This window comes from Clostridioides sp. ZZV14-6153, assembly GCF_020657855.1.
Lineage (GTDB): Bacteria > Bacillota > Clostridia > Peptostreptococcales > Peptostreptococcaceae > Clostridioides.
Genome location: NZ_JAGWCZ010000008.1, coordinates 39495 through 65131, shown reverse-complemented (window position 1 = coordinate 65131; position 25637 = coordinate 39495). Strand labels below are relative to the sequence as shown.

The following is a 25637-nucleotide window of genomic DNA, read 5'->3' as shown; positions in this document are numbered from 1 at the left end:
ATATTATAATTTATTTACCTTGTCTAGACTTATTATATCTCAATCTATCATGTTCATTTAATAATCTTTTTCTAAGTCTTATAGAATCTGGTGTAATTTCAACTAATTCATCATCTTCTATAAATTCTAATGCTTCCTCAAGAGTGAATATTCTAGGAGGTGATAATTTTATAGCATCATCTGAACCAGAAGCACGTACGTTACTCATTTTCTTGTTTTTACAAGGATTAACTACCATGTCATCTTTTCTAGAATTCATACCAATTATCATACCTTCATAAACTTCTACACCAGGGTCTACAAACATCGTAGCTCTATCACTTAAAGCATTAAGAGAATATCCCATAGTAACACCAGGTCCTTGTGCTATTAAGACACCATTTCCTCTTGAAGGTATTTCACCCTTAAATTCTTCAAATTTTTCGAATGAACGAACTAGAGTACCTTCTCCACGAGTAGCATTTATAAACTCACTTCTATATCCTAAAAGACCACGAGTAGGAGCTAAGAATTCTATTTTTACATAGTCTCCTTCTATTGACATAGACTCCATCATACCTTTTCTCATGTTCAATTCATTTATAATAGTACCTGAATAAACTTCTGGACAGTTTACAATAACTCTTTCTACTGGTTCCATTAATTTTCCATCTTCTTTATGCATTAAAACTTCAGGCTTAGAAACACCAACTTCATAACCTTCACGTCTCATATTTTCAAGAAGTATAGATAAGTGAAGTTCTCCACGTCCAGAAACTTTATACCCATCAGTAGTATCAAGAGGTTCAACTTTAAGTCCTACATTTACTTCAAGTTCTTTTTCAAGTCTGTCTTTTAAATGTCTAGTTGTAACGAATTTTCCGCTTTTTCCAACAAATGGAGAATCATTTACTAAGAAGTTCATAGAAAGAGTAGGTTCTTCTATTTTTATCATTTCCATAGGAAGTGGATTATCTAAATCACATAGAGTTTCTCCTATAGATATATCAGGAATACCAGATATAACAACTATTTCTCCGCTAGTAGCTTCATTCACTTCAACTTGTTTTAAACCTTCATATACAGAAAGTCTTGATACTTTTCCTCTAGATACAACAGAACCTTCTCTACAAATAGCAACTTGTTCATTGTTTTTAAGTGTTCCTTTATAGATTCTACCTATACCAAGTCTACCTACATAATCATCATATGCAAGAGCTGATATTTGGAATTGTAGAGATTCATTGTCGTAATCAGGATAAGCTTCAACATGATTTACAATAGTTTTAAATAGTGGAGATAGGTCTTCACTGTCATCATCCATTTCAAGTTTAGCTATACCTTGTTTAGCTATTCCATATATTATAGGGAACTCACATTGTTCGTCTGTTGCATTTAAGTCTACAAATAAATCGAAAACTTCATTAACTACTTCTTCCGCTCTTTGGTCTTTTTTATCAATCTTATTGATAAATAGTATTGGTTTTAAACCGAACTCTAAAGATTTTTGTAAAACAAATCTAGTTTGAGGCATTGGGCCTTCGCTTGCATCAACTAGTAAAATAACTGTGTCAACAGTTTTCATAACACGTTCAACTTCAGAAGAAAAGTCGCTATGTCCTGGTGTATCAACTATATTTATTTTATAGTCTTGATAGTTTATTGCACAGTTTTTTGAATATATAGTTATGCCTCTTTCTTTCTCAAGGTCGTTACTGTCCATAACGCAGTCTTTAACTACTTCATTTTCTCTAAAAACACCACTTTGAGAAAGGAAAGCATCAACTAGTGTTGATTTTCCTGCATCAACGTGGGCAATAACTGCGATATTTATAATTTTATGTTTTTGTGACATTTTTGTTGCTCCCTTCGATTAAAATAACTTATTAATTATATCACAATATATTATTAGGTACAAGGAAAAATAGATTAAAATGCATTAATATAATTCAAATTAGGTAAAAATGTTGATTTCAAATATATAAATTTATTTTGTTTAAAAAATTTTTTTAGACAAATAATAAATTTATAAATGAAAATACTAATTTAAAAGTAGAGGATGATATATATTGGAAGTAACTAAAATAATCATTAAATATTTTAACAGTGAAAGTGATACTTTCATAAAAGAAGAAGTAGATAATTTTGATGAACTTTTAAGATGGTCTAAAAAGTTTATTGAGGGTAAAAAAATAGAAGAAGATGTTTTATATATAAAATCTAAAGAAAACTATAAAGTAAATGTAGTTAAGCTTATAGAAGTTAAAGAATTGGAGATAGTAAGAAAACAACAGATACCTCCATACATGTAATAATAAAATTGATATAAATTGGAATACATGGAAATAATTTATTATAAAAAAAAATTTATAAAACTTATATTTGGGTATAACAGTATTAATTAGACATTAATTAAGGAGGAACTTAAATATGATAAGAGTATGTCCAAACTGTTCAAATGTGGATGTAAATAAGTTAAAAACTTTAGTTGGAGAAGAAAATGTGAAGACTGGTTGTATAGGTCAATGTAGAGCATTTAAAAAGGAAGCTGTAGGAATAATAGATAATGAGCTTGAAATAAAAGAAACAGAGGAAGAATTTTTTGAAGCATGTAAGAAATAAAATATACATGTAAGAAAAAACTACAGTAGAAAATAAATTATATAAAAGAGAGCATATAAATTGAGTAAGTATTTAGCAATTTATGTGCTCTCTTTTTATGTATATATTTAATTATGAGTATACTTTTCTATTAAATACAAATAAATATAACTAAATTAAATTTATTTATTAAAAAAATATTGATTAAATATACCTATAGGGGGTATAATAAATACTATAGATTTCCAAATAAAGAATTTATCAATATTACATATCAAGATAAAACATACAAATTAATTGAAAATATATTGAAAGAGAGGAAGAGTTTATTATGAGTTCAAATAAAATAGTAGAAAATTATAAAATCACAGGTATGACATGTGCAGCTTGTGCAAAGGCGGTAGAAAGAGTAACTAAGAAATTAGATGGAGTATATGACCAAAGCGTAAATATAGCTACTGAAAAACTTAAGATAGAATATGATAATTCTAAAGTTAGCTTTGATGATATAAAACAAGTTGTAGAAAAAGCTGGATATGGAATTATAAAGGAAGAAAGTAATAAAAAAATTGATATGAAAATTGATGGAATGACATGTGCAGCTTGTGCAAAAGCTGTAGAGAGAGTAGTAAAAAAATTGGATGGAGTAGAAAGTATTAGTGTAAATATTGCAACAGATAAAGCTAATATAGACTATAATCCATCAAAAGTAAAATTATCTCAGATAAAAGCAGCTATAGAAAAAGCTGGTTATAAACCAATAGAAGAAGTAAAAAACAAAGTTGATGTAGATGAAGATAAAGTAAGAAAAGAAAAAGAAATGAATACTTTATTTATTAAATTCATAGTTGCAATAGTATTTGCAGTACCTTTGTTTTATATAGCAATGGGTCCTATGATAATAAAACCTATAGGACCATGGCCTTTACCAGAAATTCTAAATCCCATGACAAATACTCTAAATTATGCGTTAGCCCAATTGATTTTAGTAATACCAGTAATGATAGCTGGATATAAATTTTATATAAATGGCTTTAAAGCACTTTTTTCTTTAAGTCCTAATATGGATTCTTTAGTTGCAATTGGTACATTGGCAGCATTTTTATATAGTCTATACACAACAATACAAATAGCAAATGGACAAATTCAGGGTATGCACCATCATCAGTTGTATTATGAAAGCGCAGGAATAATAATAGCACTTATATTACTTGGTAAATATTTAGAATCAAAATCAAAAGGAAAAACATCAGAAGCAATTAAAAAACTTATGGGGCTACAACCTAAAACTGCAATAGTAATAGTTGATGGTAAAGAAATAGAGACTCCTATAGAAGAAGTTGAAATAGGAGATATAATACTAGTAAAACCAGGGACTAAAATACCAGTAGATGGAGTTGTAATAGAGGGATATACATCAGTTGATGAATCTATGCTTACAGGTGAAAGTATACCAGTAGAAAAAAATATTGGAAGTAAAGTTACAGGTGCTAGTATAAATAAAAATGGTGTTATTAAATTTAAAGCTGAAAAAATTGGTGGAGATACAGCTCTTGCTCAAATAATAAAATTAGTTGAAGATGCACAGGGGACAAAAGCACCTATTGCTAAACTTGCTGATACTGTTTCTGGATATTTTGTACCAATAGTAATTGCAATAGCTATAGTCTCATCATTACTGTGGTTTTTAGTGGGTGGAAAAGACATAGTATTTGTACTTACTATATTCATATCAATACTTGTAATTGCTTGCCCTTGTGCATTAGGATTGGCTACACCAACTGCTATAATGGTTGGAACTGGAAAAGGTGCAGAAAATGGGATACTGATAAAAGGTGGGGAAGCACTAGAATCTGCTCACAAAGTAAATACAGTAATATTTGATAAAACAGGTACAATAACAGAAGGAAAACCAAAAGTAACAGATATTGTGTTAAATAATGTGAAAGAAGAATACCTAATTAAGATTGCTTCAAGTGCAGAGAAAGGTTCAGAACATCCTCTAGGAGAAGCAATAGTTAGATATGGGGAAGATAAAAATATACAGATTGAAAAAGTTGATAACTTTAAAGCTATACCAGGTGCTGGTATACAAGTTACTATAAATAATGAAAATATATTACTTGGAAATAGAAAACTTATGAACGACAATAATATCAACCTTAAAGATTTAGAGGAAAAATCTAATATACTGGCAAGTCAAGGTAAGACACCTATGTATATTGCTGTAGATGGAAATTTATCAGGAATAATTGCAGTTGCAGATGTGGTTAAAGAAAGTAGTAAAAAGGCAATAGATATTCTTCATAATATGGGAATAAAAGTTGCGATGGTAACTGGAGATAATGTTAAGACTGCAAATGCTATAGCAAGTCAAGTAGGTATAGATATGGTATTAGCAGAGGTTTTACCAGAAGATAAGTCAAAAGAAGTTGAAAAATTGCAAAATCAAGGTAAGTTTGTTGCAATGGTAGGAGATGGAATAAATGATGCACCAGCTCTTGCAAAAGCTGATATAGGCATAGCAATAGGAAGTGGAACAGATGTAGCAATTGAGTCTGCAGATATAGTGCTTATGAAGAGTGATTTGATGGATGTTCCAACTGCGATTAAACTTAGTAATGAAACTATAAAAAATATAAAGCAAAACCTATTTTGGGCATTTGGATATAATACAATTGGTATACCTGTAGCAGCAGGATTATTGTATATCTTTGGAGGACCTCTTTTAAATCCAATGATTGCAGCAGCAGCTATGAGTTTAAGTTCAGTTTCAGTGGTTTCAAATGCACTTAGACTTAAAAATTTCAAAGCATATAAAAAAAATTAGAACAATAAATTAAGCAAAAATGTATTTAAAAGAGCTATCTTTAATTAAAAGGATTAATTTACAAATTAAGATAGCTCTTTTTTCATGTAAAATTCACAACAATGAGATAAAATATAAGTAATATAGGAAATTTTAAAATAGAAAGGATTGATAGGATGAACTCGTCAATACTTGTAATCGAAGACGATTCAAACATACAAGAATTAATATCAGAGTTTTTAAGTGCAGAAGGCTATCAGGTCGAGTCAGCAAATGATGGATTAGAAGGTATACAAAAATTTAAGCAAGGAAGTTATGACTTAGTAATATTAGATATAATGATGCCAAACTTAGATGGTTATGGAGTTTGTAAAATGATAAGAAAATCATCAAGTGTTCCAATTATATTTTTGACTGCTTTAAACGATGAAGGAGATCAACTTAAGGGATTTGATTTAGAATGCGATGATTATATAACAAAACCATTTTCATTTAATCTTCTCATTAAAAGAGTAGAAGCTATCTTGAGAAGAAGCAACAAAACGATAAATGATAAGTTTATAGTTTTTGAAAAATTAAAGTTAGATTTAAACACATATATTGCTGAGATAGATGGAGAGCCTATAGAACTTACATTAAAAGAATTTAATATATTGAAAGCTTTGATAGAAAAATATCCACAGGTTATAACTAGGGAAGGTCTTTTAGATAGTATATGGGGTTATGATTATTATGGAGATACTAGAATTGTTGATGCACATATAAAAAATATAAGAAAAAAAATATCATTACCATATATTAAAACTGTAAAAGGAATAGGATACACACTTGAGAAGGATATTTGATAAGTGGGAAAAATTAAGTATAAAGTATAAATTATTTTCCATAACAACATCATTATTAATAGCATTAGCTTTAATAATATATCTAATTTTATATTTTTTATTGCCATCATATTATCATGAGTATAAAATTGAGTCTCTTCAAGAAAGCTTAAAGTCTCTAGTAGATAGTTCAATTCACTTTGATACATATACTTTAGAAGAAAGACTTTATTATATGGCTAAAGACCAAAACCTTGCTATTTTATTAAAAGATAACCAAGGAAAAATTGTATATGGTAAAAATGAAGTAGTTATTTTAAGATATAGTAAGTATATGATTAATAGTATTGAAGATGAGTATAGAACATCTATACCTATATATACAAAAGACTCAAAAGACGGACCATATAGTTTAGAACTTGTTATGCCATTACAGCCAATTGATGAAGCAAATGAAGTCATAAGAAAGTTAATGCCATACATTATATCAATAGCGATATTAATAGCAATTATTGGAGCATATATATATTCAATCGTAATAACAAAACCTCTTATAAATATAATAGAGAGTGAAAGAGAACAGGAATATAGAAGAAAGGATTTTGTTGCAACTATATCACATGAATTAAAAACTCCAATAACCATAATAAGTGGTCAAATTGAAGGAATGATTTATAGTGTAGGTAAGTATAAAGATAGGGATACTTACTTGAAAAAATCATATGAATGTACACAAGAGCTAAAAGATTTAGTAAATGAGATGATAGAGGTTTCAAAATCAGAAATACTAGAAAAAGATTTAAAACTAGTATCTATAAATATAAGTGAACTTTTAAATAGATTGGTAAAAAGACAAGTATTTTTAATAGAAGAAAAACATATGAAAACTATTTTGCAAATAGAAGAAAACCTAGAAATTAAGGCAGACCAAGAGAGAATAACTAAAGCAATTAATAATATAATAAATAATGCTATAAAATATTCTCCTGAAGGCTCAGAGCTTATAATTAGACTTTATGATAAAAACAGTCGAATAAACAAAAAAACTTCTAATCAAAGAGTTATTTTAGAAATTGAAAATACTGGTGTAACTATAGAGAAACGTTACTTAGAAGAGATATTTAATCCATTTTATAGAATAGAAAAATCTCGTTCAAGAAAAACTGGAGGAAGTGGACTGGGTCTTTATATAGTCAGTCAAATTTTTAAAACTCATGGGTTTGAATATAGTATAAAAAATAAGGAAAACTCTGTAGTATTTACGGTTGAGTTCAAAAATTAGAAGTTTCAATAATAGTTCATTTCAAAATCACAAAAAATTCATACTAAAAATGTATTATGTAAATAGAAATAAAAAAATTTTAAACCATAAAATAACACCAAGCTATAATGATGATATAACTTAACATCCTCCAATTAAATCATCATTATAGTAATTCCCAACAATTAAATACAATGGATTTAAGAAATAACATTGAGCGTAAAGTATATATGCTTGATGTTATTTTTATTTTAAAACGAAAAATAGGGAATCTTTATTAAACGTTATATATTCAGATAGTCTTAAATTACTTTTAATAACTTAAAAATTATACTTGATAGAGTAAATAAATATATACATTTTGGGAAAAATAACTGTAGGAAGTATTATATTTACAGAGGAGGTAGTTTTGATGGATAGACTTAAAAGAGATATGAAAAACATGAAAGAAGATTTAAAAGAAGGTGCTAAAAAGACAGCTTATGTAATGAAAAATACTGCTGAAGACTTAAAAGATGATGCTCAAGGTGCTATGGTAAACCTAGAAATGAAGAAAGATGAAATGATGGAAAGATATGAGCAAAAGAAATTTGCAAAAGATTTAGAAAAGCAAATGAAAGATGAAATGAAATAAAGTTTTGTCTATAGATTTAGGTACTATTGTCAATAGTAGTTTTTAGATAAAAAAGACTATAAAAGGTTTTATAGAAGAAATAGACTTTCTAAAAATAACTGTATTATGTTTAGAAGGTCTATTTCAAATATATTATATTTAAATCATGTTAATTTTAAAATTTTAAATATTGAATTTGATTATTACTGTAATCATATATAATTAAGGTTTTTAAGGATATTTACAAAATAATAGTTTATCTCTTGAATCTATTTGCAAAATATATCATTAGGTTTATAAAACATTCACATTAAATTCTGATAAAGTATTTACTATATCAGAAGTAGGTGATTTTTCTGTAATTATAGAACTAATATCCTCTAAATGAGCAAACTTAAAGTTTCCATCAAGTTTAAATTTTTTATCTTCCATAACTATAAATACTCTTTTACTTGAATTTATTATAGCTTTTTTTGTAAGTCCATCTTCAATTTCAAATGTTGTAAGAGAAGAATTAAATACATCTACACCACAACTGCCCATAAACGTTTTATCAAATTTATATCTTGATATAAATTCTATTGTTGGAGTTCCAACAAATCCATCTAAGCTAAGATTTAATAAACCACCAGTAGAAATTACATTTAAATTATTGGGCTTTGAAGTAACTACATTTAGTATATCTAGCATATTTGTGACCAATGTTACTTTCTTATTGCTTTCAGCTAAAAGTTTAGCCAACAATATATTGATTGTAGATATATCTAAAAATATAGTTTCTCTATCTGTAATTAGATTAAATGCTTTTTCTGCTATTATTTTTTTTGTTGGTATATTAATTTCTTTTCTATCTTTTGTATCTTGGTTTTCAAGAGTTTCTCTGACTAGTACAGCTCCACCATAAATTCTTCGTATTGAAGAAATTTTTTCTATATTTTTTAAATCTTTTCTTATACAATCTTCTGTAACATTAAATTTTGAACTAAGTTCTTTTACAGTAACTCTTCCTTCTTTTTTTAGGATATTTAATATAGCCTGAATCCTTTCTTCTGCAAACATCTTTTACCTCTTTTCCTAAATATAGTATTATAGTAAATATTATAAGATAAAAGATAAAATATCAACTATTTTAATATAGAATACAAAATTAATTTAATATAAAAAGTATATTATTCTTAATAGTCTATTTAAAACTTAATAAATAAAGAAATTATAAAAATATACAACAAAATCAAACAATAAAAAAACAGAAAAAACAATAACAAAAAAGTTGAAAATAATACCAAACCAATATATAATAAGAATAAATAAAATAAAAAAATAAAGTTTAAAGGGGGATATTTTAATGCAACTAATCTTAGATACAGGTAACATAGAGGAGATTAAAGAGCTATGTACTTATTTACCAGTTGATGGTGTAACAACAAATCCAAGTATTGTTTCAAAAGAAAAAAAGAATTTTAAGCAACTTATAAGTGAGATTGGTGAAATTATAGGTGAGGATATGCCTATACATGCTCAAGTATTAAGTACAAAGTATGAAGATATATTAGAAGAAGCATTATATATAAGCAGTTTGAGAGAAAACATATATGTGAAAATACCTGTAACACAAGATGGTTTAAGAGCTATAAAAGACCTTCATAAAAAAGGAATAAAAATAACTGCTACTGCAATATTTACTGCTCATCAGGGATTTTTAGCTGCAAAAGCTGGGGCAAACTATGTTGCACCTTATGTAAACAGACTTGATAATATATCTGGTGATGGTGTATCTGTGGTTTCAGAGCTTGTAAAAATAATAGATACTTATAATATGGATACAAAGATACTTGCTGCTAGTTTTAAAAATGCACAACAGGTTATAGAATTAATGAAGTGTGGAGTACACAGTGTTACAGTACCATATGATATTTGTAAATCCATGATGAATCACCCATTGACAGATTGGAGTGTTGATAAGTTTATAGAAGATTGGGAAAATACTTTTGGAAAAGGTAGCAAAACAAATAACATTTAATTTGAGAATAAAAAATTAGTTTTTATGAAATTTTATAAATAGATTTTTATAAAAAAGATGAAAATATGAATTAACTTAAGATAATAATATTCTAAATTATTAAAAAGAAAATTCATATTTTCATCTTTGTCAAACTTCTAGACCTATAAATCTCCACCAAGGGAATGTTATACAGATTATTATAAAATAGGTTAAAGGAATTAAGGTTAAACCATACTTAAAAATAACCTTACTATTATATAGATTCTCACCATGTCCAACCATTATTGTTGCATGATGAAAAGGCAGGATGTATTGTATACTTACTACAATATAAACAAAAAGGCAAAGAACAATACTATTTTCTTTTAATATATGTAAACTTCCAAGTAATGGTATCACCACAGAGGATGTAGTGACAGCACTTCCAAGGCATATATTCAATACTATTGTCAGGGTTATTAAAAATAATATTGAAATAGTTTTTGAAGAGTTTGGAATTAATTTTATTAAATAGTTTCCCATTATATCAACAACTCCAGAGTACTTTAGCACTCCTCCAATAGAAAACGCTGCTATAAAAAAAATAAGAACTTTCCAATTTATTTCTTTTAAAGTATTAAAACCAATTATTCTTTTTAACAACAAAAGAAGTACACAAATAGACATTATAATTAGTGTATTTAAATTATGAATAAATTGAGTTAGAAACATAAAAAACATTATTCCTAAACATAAAAATACGTGTTTTTGTTCATCGCTTAATAAATGAAACTCTTTTTTCAGATTAGAATAGGAAAATTGAAATTTACTAGAATTAAGATTATCACAAGAAACAAATTTTATTAAAGACAATTCCTTTTTAAAAACAAATATAAATAAAAAATAAGTTATAAAACAAGTAATTATAGTTGGAACAGACATATAAAAAGCCCACTGACTCCAGTTTATATTACAATTTCCAAGTTCTAGGACTACATAGTTTAAAAGAGTATCTCCATTTACAAAAAACATTGATGTAAATGTAGATGCTGTAAATATACTGAACAGAAGTATAGATTTTGAATCTTCAGTTAAGTGTTGTTCTTTAAAAAATTCCTTATAAAAGGCGGACACAAGAATGACTCTTGGAAATGGTTGTGGTATGAAAAATATTAATAATACACCTAAAATATATGATAAAAAAATCATTTTTTTAGGGGTATCTACAGTATTTAAAATTAATTTTTCAGAAATAATTTTTGCAACACCTGTCTTTGCAACTGCATTAGTAATTATGTAAGCAAGGATTATTATATAAAAATTTTCTGTAAATAAAAATTGTAAAATAACACTTAAAGGTGCAATATTAAAAATAAAAGCTAATATTACAAAGACTAGTGCAACTACAGTTTTTTCAACAGAGTCTACAGCCCATATTAAGATAGTTAAAAAAGATAAGCATATAGAAAATTTTATATTGAAACTATAATTTAGAAAGAAGTAAAGAATTATAGTAACCATAATAGTCATACAAAATTGTTTTGGCTTAAGAATAATATCCATTTTTTGTATCCACCTCCATAATTTATTATATCATAATGAAGGTGAATACATTTTATTAAAAGATTATTCATTAATTCTATGATTTACAATAGCTTTAGTTTTCCAATACCCTTTTTTATAATAGATGACTGTAACAATAAGACCTAAAGTCCAACCAAAAGGGATACCCATCCAAATTCCATCTGTTCCAAATAATCTAGAAAATAAATAAGAAGCAGGAATTCTTCCAAGCCATAAAGATACGACTGAACTCATCAGAGCAAACATAGAATCACCAGCACCTTTCATTGCACTTGAAAGTACAAAGGAAGTACCAATAAATAAGAAAAAAGGTCCTATTATAAATAAGTAAGAAGAGCCAATTTTAATAACTTCTTTGTCAGTATTAAATAAAGAAATTAAGTTCTCTCTAAATAATAAGATTAAGGCAACGACTATAATTGCTAGAATTAAAGTCATTTTTATAGATTCACGAATTCCTTTTCTAACCCTTTCACTTTCTCCAGCACCTATATTTTGAGCAACAAAAGTGGAAACAGCAGAACCAAGGTTCATGATAGGTAAGCTTATAAAGTTTTCTATTCTAAGACCAGCTCCAAAAGCTGCCATAGCAGATGTACCATAACTATTAACTAAAAATTGAAGAGCCATGTTGCCAATTGAAAATAACATCTGTTGAACTCCACTTGGAAGTCCTAATCTAAGACCATCTTTAAATATTTTATTATCATATATAATTCCTTTAATCTTAAATTTAAGTACTTCGTGTTTTTTATTTAAATATATTATGCTAATTATGAATGATACTGCTTGAGCCATTATAGTGGCAAGTGCAACGCCTTCAACTCCCATTTTCAAGACTACAATAAAAGTTAAATCTAAAACTATATTTAAAATTGTGGCTATTATTAAAAAATAAAGTGGAGTTACTGAATCTCCAAGTCCTCTAAGTATTGCACTTACTGAATTGTATCCAGCAGAAAATAAGATTCCACCAAATATTATAGTAAGATATAGTTTTGACTGATTAAAAACTGATTCTGGAGTATTCATAAGCTTAAGCATAGGACCTCCAAATACTATTCCAATAACACTTATTAATATAGAGCCAATAAATAAAAGTATATATGTAGTATCAATAGTAGCTTTTACTTTTTTTAAATCTCCTGAACCATAAAACTGTGAAATTAAAATAGAAAAACCAAGACTAACACCCATAAGCATTGCTACTAGCAAAAACATTATAGGGTTAGCACCTGAGACTGCAGCCATAGCTTCTTTACCAATAAATCTACCAACTATAATACTGTCAGCAGTATTGTATAGTTGTTGAAATAAACTACCAATAAGCATAGGCATAGCAAAAAAGAATATAGATTTTCCCTCATGACCTGTAGTTAAATCTTTCACCCTTATTCCTCCAAATTTAAAAATTATTAATTATCAAGTTGCTATAATAAATATAATATAATCTTAACATAAACTTTATGTCCCTACTATAAATAAATTGTATTAAATAATCATATATTTTATAAAAATGCAAAGAATATAAGTATGACATAGATATAGCAAATTAACAGTTAATATAATCGAATATTAATACAAATTTATTCTAATATATACGCATATATTGACAAAATTAACTATATAAATTAAAATAATATTCGTAAAGAAAAATTCATGTTTTATATTGTATAACATATAATTTTGACAATACGGGTCATAAGTTTCTACCGGAATACCGTAAATATTCTGACTATGTATACTATTATTTAGTTAAATAAATATTTATTTAACTAAATTATGAAGGATACGACTCAGCTTATTAGTTACTGTGTCGTTTTTTTGTAAAATTTAATAGGAGGTGTTGTTATGCAAACAACAAACAGTAGTACCATGCAGAAACTTTTTCCAATTTTGACTAATAAAAATGTCGACATGAAGAAAGAAGTAATTGCTGGTGTAACTACTTTTTTAACTATGGCTTATATAATAGCTGTAAATCCAAACATTTTATCAGCAACAGGGATGCCAGCAGGTGCTCTTGTTACAGGGACATGTCTAGCAGCAGCATTTGGATGTATTTTAATGGGAATGGTTGCTAATCTTCCTTTTGCTTTAGCATCAGGTATGGGTCTTAATGCATTTTTTGCATACACAGTAGTCTTACAAATGGGTGTTCCTTGGGGAGTAGCTCTTACAGCAGTATTTGTAGAAGGTATCATTTTTATAATATTATCAGTAAGTGGAGTTCGTGAAGCTGTTGTAAATGCAATACCAAAGAATATGAAACTTGCTGTTACAGGTGGTATAGGTATATTTATTGCACTTATAGGTTTAGTTAATTGCGGAATCGTAATTGGAGATCAAGCTACTCTTATAAAGATGGGGAAATTTACTCCAGCAGTAATAATAGCTTGTATAGGATTAATAATTGTAGCAGTATTAGATAAAAAAAGAGTTAAAGGTTCTATACTTTTTGGAATAGTAGTAAGTTCATTACTTGCTTGGGGATTTGCATTTATGAATCCAGAATATGCACAAAAATTAGGTATATACTTACCTAGCGGAATATTCAAATTTGAAAGTTTAGCACCAATAGCAGGTAAAATAGATTTAGGATATGTATTACATCCAACAAACATAGGTGGTTTCTTTGTAATAGTTTGTACATTCTTATTTGTTGATTTCTTTGATACAGTAGGTACATTAGTAGGGGTTTGCTCTAAAGCAAATATGCTAGATGAAAAAGGAAATGTTCCTAATGTAGGTAGAGCATTACTTACAGATGCAGTTGCAACTACAGTAGGTGCAGGGCTTGGAGTATCTACAGTTACAACTTATGTTGAGAGTTCAACAGGGGTTATTGCAGGTGGTAGAACTGGATGGACAGCAGTAACAGTTGGAGTTTTATTCTTAGTTGCAATGTTTTTCTCTCCTGTATTTATAGCAATTCCATCATGTGCTACAGCACCAGCTTTAATTTATGTTGGATACTTAATGCTTGGTACAGTTAAGGATATTGAGTTTGACAATATAACTGAAGGTGTTCCAGCTTTCGTTACTATTGCTTGTATGGCATTAACTTATAGTATAGGTGATGGTTTAACTCTAGGTATATTAACTTATGTTTTTGTAAATGTATTTTACAACATATTTGGAGCTAAAAAGGCTGAAGATAAGAAACATGTTTCAGTAGTAATGATTGTTCTTGCTATATTATTTATAATAAAACTTTGGCTATTATAATAGACATTATTTAAAAAATTAATTTAATAGAATAAAGAGCTATAATTTCTAATCTATTTTGAGAAGAAGTTACAGCTCTTTATTTTTTTGTATTACTTAGATATGTCTACTAATTTTCCCTTTTCTAAGATTTTAGGCACAATGGTTATATTAAATTCTTTTTGTAATTCTTTTATAATATCTAACTCTTTTTTTGTTATTATTGAAATAGTATCTCCACTTCGATTTCCTCTAGCAGTTCGACCGCATCTATGCAGATATTCATTTTTACTATTTGGAAAATCTAAATTAAAAACATGGCTTATATCTACTATATCAAGCCCGCGAGCAGATAAATCTGTTGTAACTAAAATTTTTGCTTTACCAAGTTTAAATTTATTTATTGCATTTTTCCTATCCTCTTTTGGCATATTTCCAAAAATTCCAATTGCTTTATAATTATGATAGTTTAATTTTGATACTATAACATCTATATTTTTTTCATTGTTTACAAATACAATAGCTCTTTTTGGGTTTGTAGCAGCTAATGTCTTTCTAAGAAAAGTAAATTTATCTCTTATTTCTCCCAACATATATGTATGGTTTATATTAGGATTTATCTGTGATTTTTCTTTTGTTTTTATTATTTCCAATTCTTTCATAAATTTATCACAAATTTTTATAGTACTATCAGTAAGACTTGCAGAACAACCTATGATTTGTCTATCTCTTAATGTAGTTTTTATGATGTCTTCTACACAAGTTATATTTTTACCATTCAATAAATTGTCTACTTCATCTAAAACGATAGTTTTTATGTTGTGTGATTTTAACTTCTTCTGTTTTATCAAGTCTAAAATTCTTCCACAAGTTCCTATTACTATATGAGGTTTTACAGACTTTATATTTTTTATTTGTTTTTGTATATTAACTTCTCCAATTAAGGCTAGTGAAGTCAAAGGAATTTCTGAGTTTTTTGCTAATAATTCAATTTGATTTGTAATTTGCATTACTAATTCATGTGTTGGTGCAAGTATAAGAGCCTGAGTTTCTCTTTTTGATGTATCAATTTTTTCAAATATAGGTAAAACATATGCAAGTGTTTTTCCTGTTCCAGTTTGTGAGTTGATTAATAAATCTTTATTTTGCATTATATTTTCTATAACAAGTGACTGAACTTCTGTTGGAGAAGTTATGTCTTGTTTTTTAAGTCCGTTTATTAGAGTAGAACTTATTTTTAATTGTTCAAATGTGTTCATCTTTTGCTCCTTCTATTAAAAACTTATATTATTGTAGCTAACTATTTCTTATTATACATTGTTTAGTCAAATCGAACTATACATTATTTTATAATTATATGCAATTTAGAAGTAAATATAGATGTTTTTTGTATATTTATATTGATTTCAGTATTTTTACAATTGCCTAATATATAAATTTGAAAATTTAGCAAATTGTAGTTGTAATTGTTTAATGCTTGTTATATATTATATATAACAAGTATTAAAACTATAATATATAATATGGAGGGAAATTATGTTAAAGATAAGCAATATATCTAAATCATATAAAAATAAAAAGGTAGTAAATAATATTTCATTTGAGGTAAATGATGGAGAGATTTTTGGCTTTATAGGTCATAATGGTGCAGGAAAAACTACTACTATTAAAGCAATTGTTGGGATACATGATTTTGAGGGAGGAGAAATACTTATAAACTCTAAATCTATAAAAAAACAATCTGTTGAGTGCAAAAAGGAAATGGCATATATTCCTGATAATCCAGATTTGTATGAAGCTTTAACTGGAATACAATACCTTAACTTTATAGCAGATATATTTGAGGTAGATAAAAAGGAAAGAGAGGAATTAATAAAATATTATTCAAATAAATTTGAAATTAATAAGGCATTAGGTGATTTAATATCTTCGTATTCACATGGTATGAAACAAAAACTAGCTATAATTTCAGCTTTAATCCATAATCCTAAAATTCTAATTCTTGATGAACCTTTTGTAGGTCTTGACCCAAAAGCTTCCTTTATATTAAAGGAAATCATGAAGGAGTTTTGTAAAAAAGGTGGTTGTATATTTTTCTCAACACATGTATTAGAAGTTGCTGAAAAAATCTGTGATAAGATTGCCATAATAAAAGATGGAAATATAATTGCTTATGGAACTACTGAAGAAGTGAAAGGAAACAATTCTCTTGAAAATATTTTTATGGAATTAATAGAAAAATAAAGTGATATTTTTACAGAATATAATATCTAAAGTGAGGTATGATAAATTATGAGTAATCTAAGTATATTAATAAAAACTAATATAATAAATGAGTTTAAATTGAATGCTTTAAAAAATATAGACAGCAAAGAAAAACAAAAAATAATAGGAATGATGTTTTCAATGGTTGTTGTAGCAGGGCTATTAATATTTTATGTAACAAGTTTAAGCCTTTTTCTAGTTGATATTTTAAAACAAATAAATCAAATGGAAATGCTACTTGTGTTTGGCTTTGGATTATCAACAGTAATGGTAATTGTTACATCATTATATAAAACTTCATCATATCTGTTTCAAGCGAAGGATTTAGAGTTATTAACTAGTTTGCCAATAAAAGAATCTACTATATTGGCTAGTAAAATATTAATGTTAGTTGGAACTAATTATTTGTTTTCTTCAGTGTGTATGATTATACCAGCAGTAGTTTATTTTTTAAATGTCGATGTAAATATAACATATTTTCCTTATTTAATATTATTATTTTTGGCTCTGCCATTACTACCAATAGTTGTTTCATCAATAATTTTCTTATTCATAGGACAGCTATCATCAAGACTAAAATATAAAAATTTAGTGTTAATCATAGGTAGTGTAATATTAATTTTGGCTTATACTGTACTCATGTCAAAATTAAACTCTATATCAGTTGAGTTATTAAAAAATAGTGTATCTATTTCAGAAACAATTAATAAAATATATCCACCTATATACTATTTTGTTGATGCTCTTAAAACTGGAAGTATAGTTTCATTTTTAATATTTATAGCAATATCATTAATACCATTTTTTGTCTTTGTAACTCTGTTTGCAAAAGGATTTACAAATATAAATGCTAGAATGGGTGAAAGTTATAAGACTAAAAACTATAAATTTAAAAGTCAAAAAATTTCAAAACCTTCAAAGGCTCTATTGAAAAAAGAATTTAGAAGATATACTTCTTCATTTATTTACTTTTTGAATTCTTCTATTGGTCTGTTATTTTTAATAGTGGCTACAATTGGTGTGTTGGCATTTGGAGCTGATAAAATAGGTGAGTTACTAAAAATGAATATAGATTTTAGTATTATAAAAATACAGTTATTAGGTGCGTTTCTATTTATAATAGTAATTAACTGCACAACATATTGTTCAATTTCTTTTGAAGGAAAGAATCTATGGATACTAAAGTCTTCTCCAATAGATGAAAGGGAGATATTTTGGTCAAAAATATTGATGAATTTTTTATTAAATGCACCACTATCTGTTTTATGTCTAATATTAGTGTCTATAAAACTGAACTTTGAAATTCAGTTTGTGATGGTAGCAAGTTGCTTGATTGTAACTATGTCACTGTTTGTGGCTTTAATGGGATTGTTATCAAATTTGATTTATCCAAACCTTGATTGGAAAAATGAAGTAGCAGTAGTAAAAAGAAGTGCAAGTATGATAGTTACAATATTAGCATCATTAATTTATATAGTTGTACTTGGAGGCACATATATGTTATTGAAAGTTTCATTTCTAAATATGTATTTGATTTTAGCAAGTGTGCTTACTCTTATATTAGACTTTATGCTATGGAGAATTATTTCAATTAAAGGAGTAAAAATATTTAAAAATTTATAGATATATTTGTGTTAAAAAAAGACTTATTTTTTAAGGTATTGCAAAGAATATGCTAAGTAGTATACTATTGTATAGTGATATGAAAAAATTTAGGAGAAAATAAATGAGAAAATTATCCAAAAAAGAAAAAGATTTTATTCAATATGGATTTTTGCTATTTTTGATATGTATTACTACTTATTTAGTATCAACCACTTTAGATGTAAAACTAATACCTAAAATTATAAGTCTAGTAAATAAAACCTATATATTTCTTGGCATACTAATAATGTTAATATATATGATAATTGAATCTATTGTGACACATTTGATAATAAATGCAGTTCAAAAAACAAAAGTAAAATTTATAGGTATTAAAATGGCCACAATGGGATTTTATTATAATTTAGTTACTCCCTTTGCATCTGGGAGTCAGCCAATGCAAATATATGCACTTACAAAGTATGATGTTAGTCTCAGTAAATCAGTAGCCATAGTTACTAATAAGACTGTTGTATTTCAAAGTACAGTTACTATATTTTGTGGAATTTTAATTTTATTGAATAAGTCATTATTAATGGAACAAGTACATTCAGTTAGAGTTTTAATCGCCGCTGGGATGACCATGAATGTAAGCATGTTATTAGGTGGGCTCTTAATAGTATTTAGTCCTAAGCAAGTAAAAATGGTAGCAGAGATTTTGATTAATTTTTTATCTAAATTTAAAGCATTTAAGTTTTTAGATTTAAAAAGAGATAGAATAAATCATTATATTGATGACTACAATTATTCTATAAAGATATTTATTAAAAATGTAAGAATTTTAGTTTTGAGCATATTGCTTACTGCACTACAACTCATAGCATACTTTAGTATAGTTTATTGTGTGTATAAAGCTTCAAATTTAAAAGGAGTATCATATATACATATAATGACATTGCAAGTATTTTTATACATGGCAATATCACCAGTTCCAACACCAGGAAATGTTGGAGCAAATGAAGTTACATTTTTTACCATGTTCTCAAACATAATTCCAAAAGAATTATTGGGATATTCAGTGCTTTTGTATAGTGGATTTGTATATTATATGTTATTAATAATTTCAGGATTGTTTACATTTAGAACACATTATACATTGAATAACTGGAAACGTGACAATAAAAGTAATTCTAGTTTAGAAGAAGTTATTGAAAAAGTTTAATTATTAGAAAATAAAAAGAAATATAAATTACTTAGTCTGTCAAATTTAATCGACAAAATTATTATTAGGGAAATTCTAAATATAAATACACTGCTAAAATAAGTTGTATTATATTGAGATATTTCCCTTTTTTGATTAAAATTATAGAAATTTGAAATAATAAGTAGTAAATACAAATTCTATATTATTTAGAAAGGAGAAAAAATGAAACAAAATAAAAAAAATGAAAAGCAAATAAGTAATTTTAATATTAAAAAAAATAGTGATAATAAAGTCGAAATTGCTGAAGAACTATATCCAAATAAAAATATAGGTAGTATGCTTGGAGATAGAATAGATAAGAAAAAAATCAATCGTCCAAGTTAATGGAATAGTTGAAAATGGTGTGTTTTAAAAAAATAATATAATGAAATGTTTTATTGTTAAATTTAAACTTATTTTAATAGAAAAAAAAGTCGAAAATTATCTAAAATACACCTGTATTAGGATAACGTTATTTTATAGATGCATAAAACTTGACAAAATCAACCTTTTCTTGGTAGAAAAAAAAAGATAAAATTATATAAGCGTTATTTAATTGTCAAAAATGAAGGTAAAGTTGCAAGTGATAAAAAAAATGATTGATAGCATTTATTTGTGTGCTATAATTGTATAGTAAAATGAATAAATAAGTATGTTGTATACATGCATATTAGGAGGAGAGACTGACATGGAATCATCTATACATACAATTGCTAGCAATAATTTATTGATAATTTTTGCTATTGTGAGTATAACTGGAATAATTTGCAGCAAACTTAGCGAAATAGTAAAAGTTCCAGATGTTGTATTATTTTTACTTGTAGGTATTTTAATAGGGCCATCATTTTTGAAATTTATAGATATTCGTGGATTCCAAATAGAAAATCAACTGATACTTACATTTGGTTCTGCATTTATATTATATTTAGGTGGGAAAGAGATAAGTTTAAAGGTTTTGAGAAATGTAAAGATATCTGTATTTTTACTGGCCACTGTAGGAGTTGTGATATCTGCTTTTATAATGCAACAAGTAATAGGATTTACTTTTGGAGTAAGTGCAATGACTGCTTTATTAGCAGGAACTATAATAGCATCAACAGACCCAGCTACTCTTGTACCTATATTTAATCAGGTAAAGATAAAGGATAGAGTAAAACAAACTGTAATAAGTGAGTCAGCTTTTAATGATGCAACAGGAGCTATATTAACATCAGCAGTGTTAGCTGTAATTTTATCAAATAAGTTTTCCTTAAGTGAAAATATTTATGAATTAGGTACAATGGTTGTTGTCGGAATTGTCGTTGGTTTAATTACAGGAATACTGCTTTTGAAATTGGTTAATGATAAACCATATGGTATATTTAAAGATTTTGCACCAATAATATCTGTTATTTCAGTTGTGGTTGCATATGAATTATCTACAAAATTAGGCGGAAGTGGATATATGTCTTGCTTTATTGTAGGTATAATAACTGGTAACAAGAAAAACTTTAAAATATGGCTAAGCCAAAAATCTTATGATGCAGATTTTTATGTTGCTGAGACTTTAGGAACTATTTGTCGTATGGCGATATTCATAATATTAGGTAGTCAAGTTAATTTGGCTCAGTTAGGTAAATATTTTGTACCATCTGTAATTGCAGTGTTAGTATTAATGTTTATAGCAAGACCAATTTGTGTTTTAGTATGTGCACTTGCAGATAGAGAAGCAAAATGGAGTAAAAATGAAATATTGTTTATGATGTGGGTAAGAGAAACGGGTGTAATACCAGCTGCACTTTGTGGTATTATTTCAGCAATGAAAGTTCCTGGATATGAAGTAATTTCATCAGTAGTATTTATGTCTATATTAATTACATTAGTAATACAAGGAAGCACTACGAAATTGGTAGCTAAAAAACTTGGATTATTAGAAGAAGAAGTGATAAATATAAGCGAAAAGGTATCAACTTTTTAGTTTTTTACTTTAAAGGATACATAATAATGGCTATTTTAAGGTTATCTAGTGATAATTATTGAAATAGCCATTTTTTATATAAAAATAAATTTACATAATTTACATATTGCATATATTTATTATCAAAATTTGTTGAAGCTGTGATATAATTAGTTGTATTTAAAATAAGAATAGCGAATAAGGGAGGAAATTTATGTTTACGGTTATAGATATTGTACAACCAAATACAGTAGAAGAAGCGTACTCAATTTTAAATAAAAGAAAAACTAATCAAGTAATTGGTGGAAGTGCTTTTTTAAGAATGGGGAAAAAAAGAATAGGGACAGGAGTAGAGTTATCTAACTTAAACCTAGATTATATAAAAGAAGATAAAGAGTATGTTGAAATCGGTTCTATGACGACTTTTAGAACATTGGAAACAAACTCAATAATAAAAGATAATTTTGGCAAAATACTAGAAGATTCAGTTAAAGATATAATAGGAATTCAGTTTAGAAATGTAGTAACAGTTGGTGCAACAGTATTTTCTAAATATGGGTTTTCTGATTTGATAGTGGCATTGCTTTCATTAGATACAGAAGTAGAGTTATATAAAGGTGGAAGAATTAGCCTTGAAGAATTTTTAGATAGAGATTATGAGAAAGACTTATTGATTAAGGTGTATATAAAGAAGGAAAATAAAAATGCTTCTTATAAGTCATTGAGAAATGCAAAAAGTGATTATCCTATTTTAAATGTGTCTGTTTCAAAATATGGTAAGAATTTTAAGCTATGTGTAGGAGCAAGACCTCAAAAAGCTACAGTTGCAAAAAAAGCTAGTGAGTTTTTATCTAATAATGAAATTAATGAATCTAATATAGATAGGGCAATAGAAATGGCTTCAGAGGAATTAACATTTGGTTCTAATATGAGAGCATCTAAAGACTATAGAAAAGCCATGAGTAAAGTACTTTTAAAAAGAGCTATAATGGAGGTTATTTAATGTTAGTGAAGCTTAATATAAATGGAAAAATGAAAAATGTTGATATAGAACCAGAGGAATATTTGGTTGATACTTTAAGAAAAGTGGGCAATTTAAGTGTAAAAAGGGGTTGTGATACAGGGTGTTGTGGTCTCTGTACAGTTTTAATAGATAAGAAACCTACATTATCTTGTGCGACATTAACTTTGAGAGTTTTAAATAAAGAGATAATTACAATTGAAGGTTTAGAAAATGAAGTTAAAGAATTTAGTGAAGTTTTGGTAAAAGAAGGAGCTGAACAATGTGGTTTCTGCTCTCCTGGTTTTATACTTACTGTACTTGCAATGAAAGATGAACTTAAGAACCCTACAGATGAAGAAATAAAACATTATTTAACAGGAAATTTATGTAGATGTACAGGATATATGGGACAGTTAAGAGCTATCAAAACTTATCTGGAGGTAAAGTAGAATATGAATATAGTTGGAAAAGGAATTGAAAAAATAGATGGAATGAGTATAACAACAGGAAAACCTGTATATACTGATGATTTAGCAGCAAAAGATGCTTTAATAGTAAAGATACTTAGAAGCCCTTATGCTTATGCAAAGATAAAAGATATAGATACATCAAAGGCAGAAATGGTTGATGGTGTTGAATGTATTTTAACATATAAAGATGTACCTAAATCTAGATTTACACTTGCTGGTCAAACATATCCAGAACCATCACCTTATGATAGGCTAATTCTTGAAGATGTTGTGAGATATGTTGGCGATGAGGTAGCTATAGTTGCAGCTATAGATGAGAAAAGTGCAGTTAAAGCAATGAATCTTATAAAGGTAAATTATGAAGTACTAACACCTGTTTTGAATTTTGAAGAGGCAATCGGAAATAAAACTATAGTACATGATGAAGATAGACATTGTAATTTTGAAATAGGCATGCAGAGAGAAAAGAATATAGTGTCACATCATGACTATACAAAAGGTGATATAGAAAAAGTATTAAGTAATTGTGACATAGTGATTGAAGAAACATATTATACTCAAGCTCAAGCCCATGCAATGATGGAGACGTATAGAGCATATAACTATTTAGACCATGCTGGAAGACTAGTTGTAGTAAGTTCAACTCAAATACCATTTCATGTTAAAAGGCATCTATCCCGTGCATTAGAACTACCAGCTAGTAAAATTAGAGTTATAAAACCTAGAATTGGTGGTGGTTTTGGTGGTAAACAAACTGCTTGTGTTGAGATTTTTTCAGCTATTGTAACTTTAAAAACAGGTAAACCAGCTAAAATAATATATGATAGAAAAGAAACTTTTAATTGTTCGACTAGTAGACATGCAATGAAACTAAAAGTTCGACTAGGTGCCACTAATGATGGAACAATAAAAGCTATAGATATAAATGCACTTTCAGATACAGGAGCATATGGAGAACATGCTTCTACAACTATTGGTCTAGTTGGGGAGAAGACTTTACCAATGTATAATAAGGTTGAAGCAACAAGGTTTGTTGCAGATGTAGTATATACTAATAAAATGCCAGCCGGTGCACTTAGAGGGTATGGAGCTTCTCAAGGTTGTTTTGCTGTTGAATCAACTATAAATATGTTAGCTGATAAATTAAAAATGGACCCAACAGATTTAAGATTAAAAAATGTAGTAACACAAGGTGAAACTACCTTTGCATATGGAAAAACTTTAAATAGTGTAGACTTAGTAAAATGTATAAATAAAGGTAAAGAACTTATCGGATGGGATGAAAAATATCCTTGTAAGCATCTTGAAAATGGAAAAGTTAGAAGTGTGGGTATGGCAATTACTATGCAGGGTTCTGGTATACAAGGTCTTGACAAATCCTCAGCTGAAATAAAACTAAATGACTGCGGAGACTATACACTTATGATAGGTTCTACTGATATGGGCACAGGAAGTGACACAATTTTAGCACAAATGGCTGCTGAAATTCTTGAGACAAGTATTGAAAATATAACAGTTATATCAGCAGATACAGACTTGGTTCCATATGACCCAGGTTCATATGCTTCAAGTACTACCTATGTAACTGGAATGGCAGTAGTTAAAGCAGCTCAAGACTTGAGAGATAAAATAATATCTGCTGGAGCAAATAAACTAGGTGTAGATAAAGAAGAAGTAGAATTTGATGGTATAAAATTAACTAGTAGAGAATGCAGTACTTCATTATTTGATATAGCAGTTGACTCTACAATTGGACCAAATACTAATCAATTAATAGGGCTTGCATCTCATGGTAGTCCAGTATCACCACCACCTTTTATAGCTGGTTTTGCAGAAACTGAAATTGACAAAGAAACTGGAAAAATTGATTTATTAAATTATGTAGCCATAGTGGACTGTGGAACAGTTATAAATAAAAACTTAGCAAAGATACAGGTTGAAGGTGGAATTGTTCAAGGTATTGGAATGGCAATGTTTGAAGAAGTTAGATATACAGAAAAAGGTAACATGGATACAAACACATTTATGCAATATAAGATTCCAGCTAGATGTGATATTGGAGATGTGGAAGTTGATTTTGTTGAAAATTATGAGCCAACAGGACCTTTTGGAGCTAAATCTGTTGGAGAAGTTGTTATAAATACACCTTTACCAGCAATACAAGAAGCTGTTTTTAATGGTGTTGGGGTTAGAGTAAATACACTTCCTATTACACCTGAAAAAGTTTTTATGGCAATGAATAAGTAAGTATTTTATACAGATTTTAGACTAGTTTTA

21 protein-coding genes and 1 riboswitch are annotated in these 25637 nt (G+C 27.7%); of the genes, 16 read left to right on the top strand and 5 right to left on the bottom strand.

The features are described 5' to 3' along the window. Nucleotides 1-10 precede the first annotated feature (10 nt). A complete protein-coding gene (gene typA, locus KGF46_RS11455) occupies nucleotides 11-1834 on the bottom strand; it encodes a translational GTPase TypA (protein WP_227829424.1) in 1824 nt (607 codons plus the stop codon). 214 nt (nucleotides 1835-2048) lie between these two features. Here typA and KGF46_RS11450 point away from each other — a divergent pair, with 214 nt between their 5' ends. From KGF46_RS11450 to KGF46_RS11425, 6 genes are all read left to right on the top strand, one after another. Next, a complete protein-coding gene (locus KGF46_RS11450) occupies nucleotides 2049-2291 on the top strand; it encodes a hypothetical protein (protein WP_227829423.1) in 243 nt (80 codons plus the stop codon). 118 nt (nucleotides 2292-2409) lie between these two features. Continuing rightward, a complete protein-coding gene (locus KGF46_RS11445; RefSeq protein WP_227829422.1) occupies nucleotides 2410-2601 on the top strand; it encodes a DUF1450 domain-containing protein in 192 nt (63 codons plus the stop codon). A 310-nt stretch (nucleotides 2602-2911) separates the two neighbouring features. After that, nucleotides 2912-5410, top strand: a complete 2499-nt coding sequence (locus KGF46_RS11440) for a heavy metal translocating P-type ATPase (protein ID WP_227829421.1) — start codon at nucleotides 2912-2914, stop codon at nucleotides 5408-5410. A gap of 155 nt (nucleotides 5411-5565) precedes the next feature. Then, nucleotides 5566-6234, top strand: coding sequence for a response regulator transcription factor (locus KGF46_RS11435; protein WP_227434765.1), 669 nt, complete (start codon nucleotides 5566-5568; stop codon nucleotides 6232-6234). Continuing rightward, nucleotides 6218-7495 carry a sensor histidine kinase gene (locus KGF46_RS11430; RefSeq protein WP_227829420.1) on the top strand — a complete coding sequence of 426 codons (1278 nt, stop codon included), beginning with the start codon at nucleotides 6218-6220 and terminating at the stop codon, nucleotides 7493-7495. The genes KGF46_RS11435 and KGF46_RS11430 overlap by 17 nt, the downstream gene beginning before the upstream one ends. A gap of 391 nt (nucleotides 7496-7886) precedes the next feature. Further along, a complete protein-coding gene (locus KGF46_RS11425; RefSeq protein WP_227434761.1) occupies nucleotides 7887-8108 on the top strand; it encodes a hypothetical protein in 222 nt (73 codons plus the stop codon). A 273-nt stretch (nucleotides 8109-8381) separates the two neighbouring features. On the opposite strand, the gene KGF46_RS11420 is transcribed toward KGF46_RS11425, so the two are convergent. Continuing rightward, nucleotides 8382-9146, bottom strand: coding sequence for a DeoR/GlpR family DNA-binding transcription regulator (locus tag KGF46_RS11420; protein WP_227829419.1), 765 nt, complete (start codon nucleotides 9144-9146; stop codon nucleotides 8382-8384). A 286-nt stretch (nucleotides 9147-9432) separates the two neighbouring features. Here KGF46_RS11420 and fsa point away from each other — a divergent pair, with 286 nt between their 5' ends. Further along, nucleotides 9433-10107: a fructose-6-phosphate aldolase gene (fsa, locus tag KGF46_RS11415; protein WP_227850303.1), complete on the top strand. Its 675-nt coding sequence runs from the start codon at nucleotides 9433-9435 to the stop codon at nucleotides 10105-10107. A gap of 129 nt (nucleotides 10108-10236) precedes the next feature. Here fsa and KGF46_RS11410 read toward each other — a convergent pair whose 3' ends face one another. Both KGF46_RS11410 and KGF46_RS11405 read right to left on the bottom strand, forming a co-directional pair. Next, complete coding sequence (locus KGF46_RS11410; protein WP_227829417.1) at nucleotides 10237-11631, bottom strand: SLC13 family permease; 1395 nt, start codon at nucleotides 11629-11631, stop codon at nucleotides 10237-10239. A gap of 63 nt (nucleotides 11632-11694) precedes the next feature. Beyond that, nucleotides 11695-13041, bottom strand: coding sequence for an MATE family efflux transporter (locus KGF46_RS11405; protein ID WP_227856370.1), 1347 nt, complete (start codon nucleotides 13039-13041; stop codon nucleotides 11695-11697). 266 nt (nucleotides 13042-13307) lie between these two features. Continuing rightward, nucleotides 13308-13410: riboswitch (purine riboswitch) on the top strand. A 93-nt stretch (nucleotides 13411-13503) separates the two neighbouring features. Between KGF46_RS11405 and KGF46_RS11400 the strand changes: the two genes are divergently transcribed. Next, on the top strand, nucleotides 13504-14880 hold the full coding sequence (locus tag KGF46_RS11400; RefSeq protein ID WP_227829415.1) for an NCS2 family permease: 1377 nt from the start codon (nucleotides 13504-13506) through the stop codon (nucleotides 14878-14880). A 92-nt stretch (nucleotides 14881-14972) separates the two neighbouring features. Here the strand turns inward: KGF46_RS11400 and KGF46_RS11395 are convergent, their stop codons facing one another. Next, complete coding sequence (locus tag KGF46_RS11395) at nucleotides 14973-16118, bottom strand: DEAD/DEAH box helicase (protein WP_227829414.1); 1146 nt, start codon at nucleotides 16116-16118, stop codon at nucleotides 14973-14975. A 277-nt stretch (nucleotides 16119-16395) separates the two neighbouring features. Between KGF46_RS11395 and KGF46_RS11390 the strand changes: the two genes are divergently transcribed. From KGF46_RS11390 to KGF46_RS11355, 8 genes are all read left to right on the top strand, one after another. Next, nucleotides 16396-17103: an ABC transporter ATP-binding protein gene (locus KGF46_RS11390; protein WP_227829413.1), complete on the top strand. Its 708-nt coding sequence runs from the start codon at nucleotides 16396-16398 to the stop codon at nucleotides 17101-17103. A gap of 48 nt (nucleotides 17104-17151) precedes the next feature. Beyond that, complete coding sequence (locus KGF46_RS11385) at nucleotides 17152-18747, top strand: putative ABC transporter permease subunit (RefSeq protein ID WP_227829412.1); 1596 nt, start codon at nucleotides 17152-17154, stop codon at nucleotides 18745-18747. Between the two features lie 103 nt (nucleotides 18748-18850). Next, complete coding sequence (locus KGF46_RS11380; RefSeq protein WP_227829411.1) at nucleotides 18851-19930, top strand: lysylphosphatidylglycerol synthase transmembrane domain-containing protein; 1080 nt, start codon at nucleotides 18851-18853, stop codon at nucleotides 19928-19930. Between the two features lie 204 nt (nucleotides 19931-20134). Continuing rightward, nucleotides 20135-20296: a DNA polymerase III gene (locus KGF46_RS11375; RefSeq protein ID WP_227829410.1), complete on the top strand. Its 162-nt coding sequence runs from the start codon at nucleotides 20135-20137 to the stop codon at nucleotides 20294-20296. Nucleotides 20297-20639: 343 nt separating this feature from the next. Further along, nucleotides 20640-21908, top strand: a complete 1269-nt coding sequence (locus tag KGF46_RS11370) for a cation:proton antiporter (protein WP_227829409.1) — start codon at nucleotides 20640-20642, stop codon at nucleotides 21906-21908. A gap of 193 nt (nucleotides 21909-22101) precedes the next feature. Beyond that, on the top strand, nucleotides 22102-22890 hold the full coding sequence (locus tag KGF46_RS11365; protein ID WP_227841588.1) for an FAD binding domain-containing protein: 789 nt from the start codon (nucleotides 22102-22104) through the stop codon (nucleotides 22888-22890). Next, nucleotides 22890-23339 carry a (2Fe-2S)-binding protein gene (locus KGF46_RS11360; RefSeq protein ID WP_227829407.1) on the top strand — a complete coding sequence of 150 codons (450 nt, stop codon included), beginning with the start codon at nucleotides 22890-22892 and terminating at the stop codon, nucleotides 23337-23339. Before KGF46_RS11365 ends, KGF46_RS11360 begins: the two co-directional genes overlap by 1 nt. 3 nt (nucleotides 23340-23342) lie before the next feature. Beyond that, nucleotides 23343-25607, top strand: a complete 2265-nt coding sequence (locus KGF46_RS11355) for a molybdopterin cofactor-binding domain-containing protein (RefSeq protein WP_227861984.1) — start codon at nucleotides 23343-23345, stop codon at nucleotides 25605-25607. Nucleotides 25608-25637 lie beyond the last annotated feature (30 nt).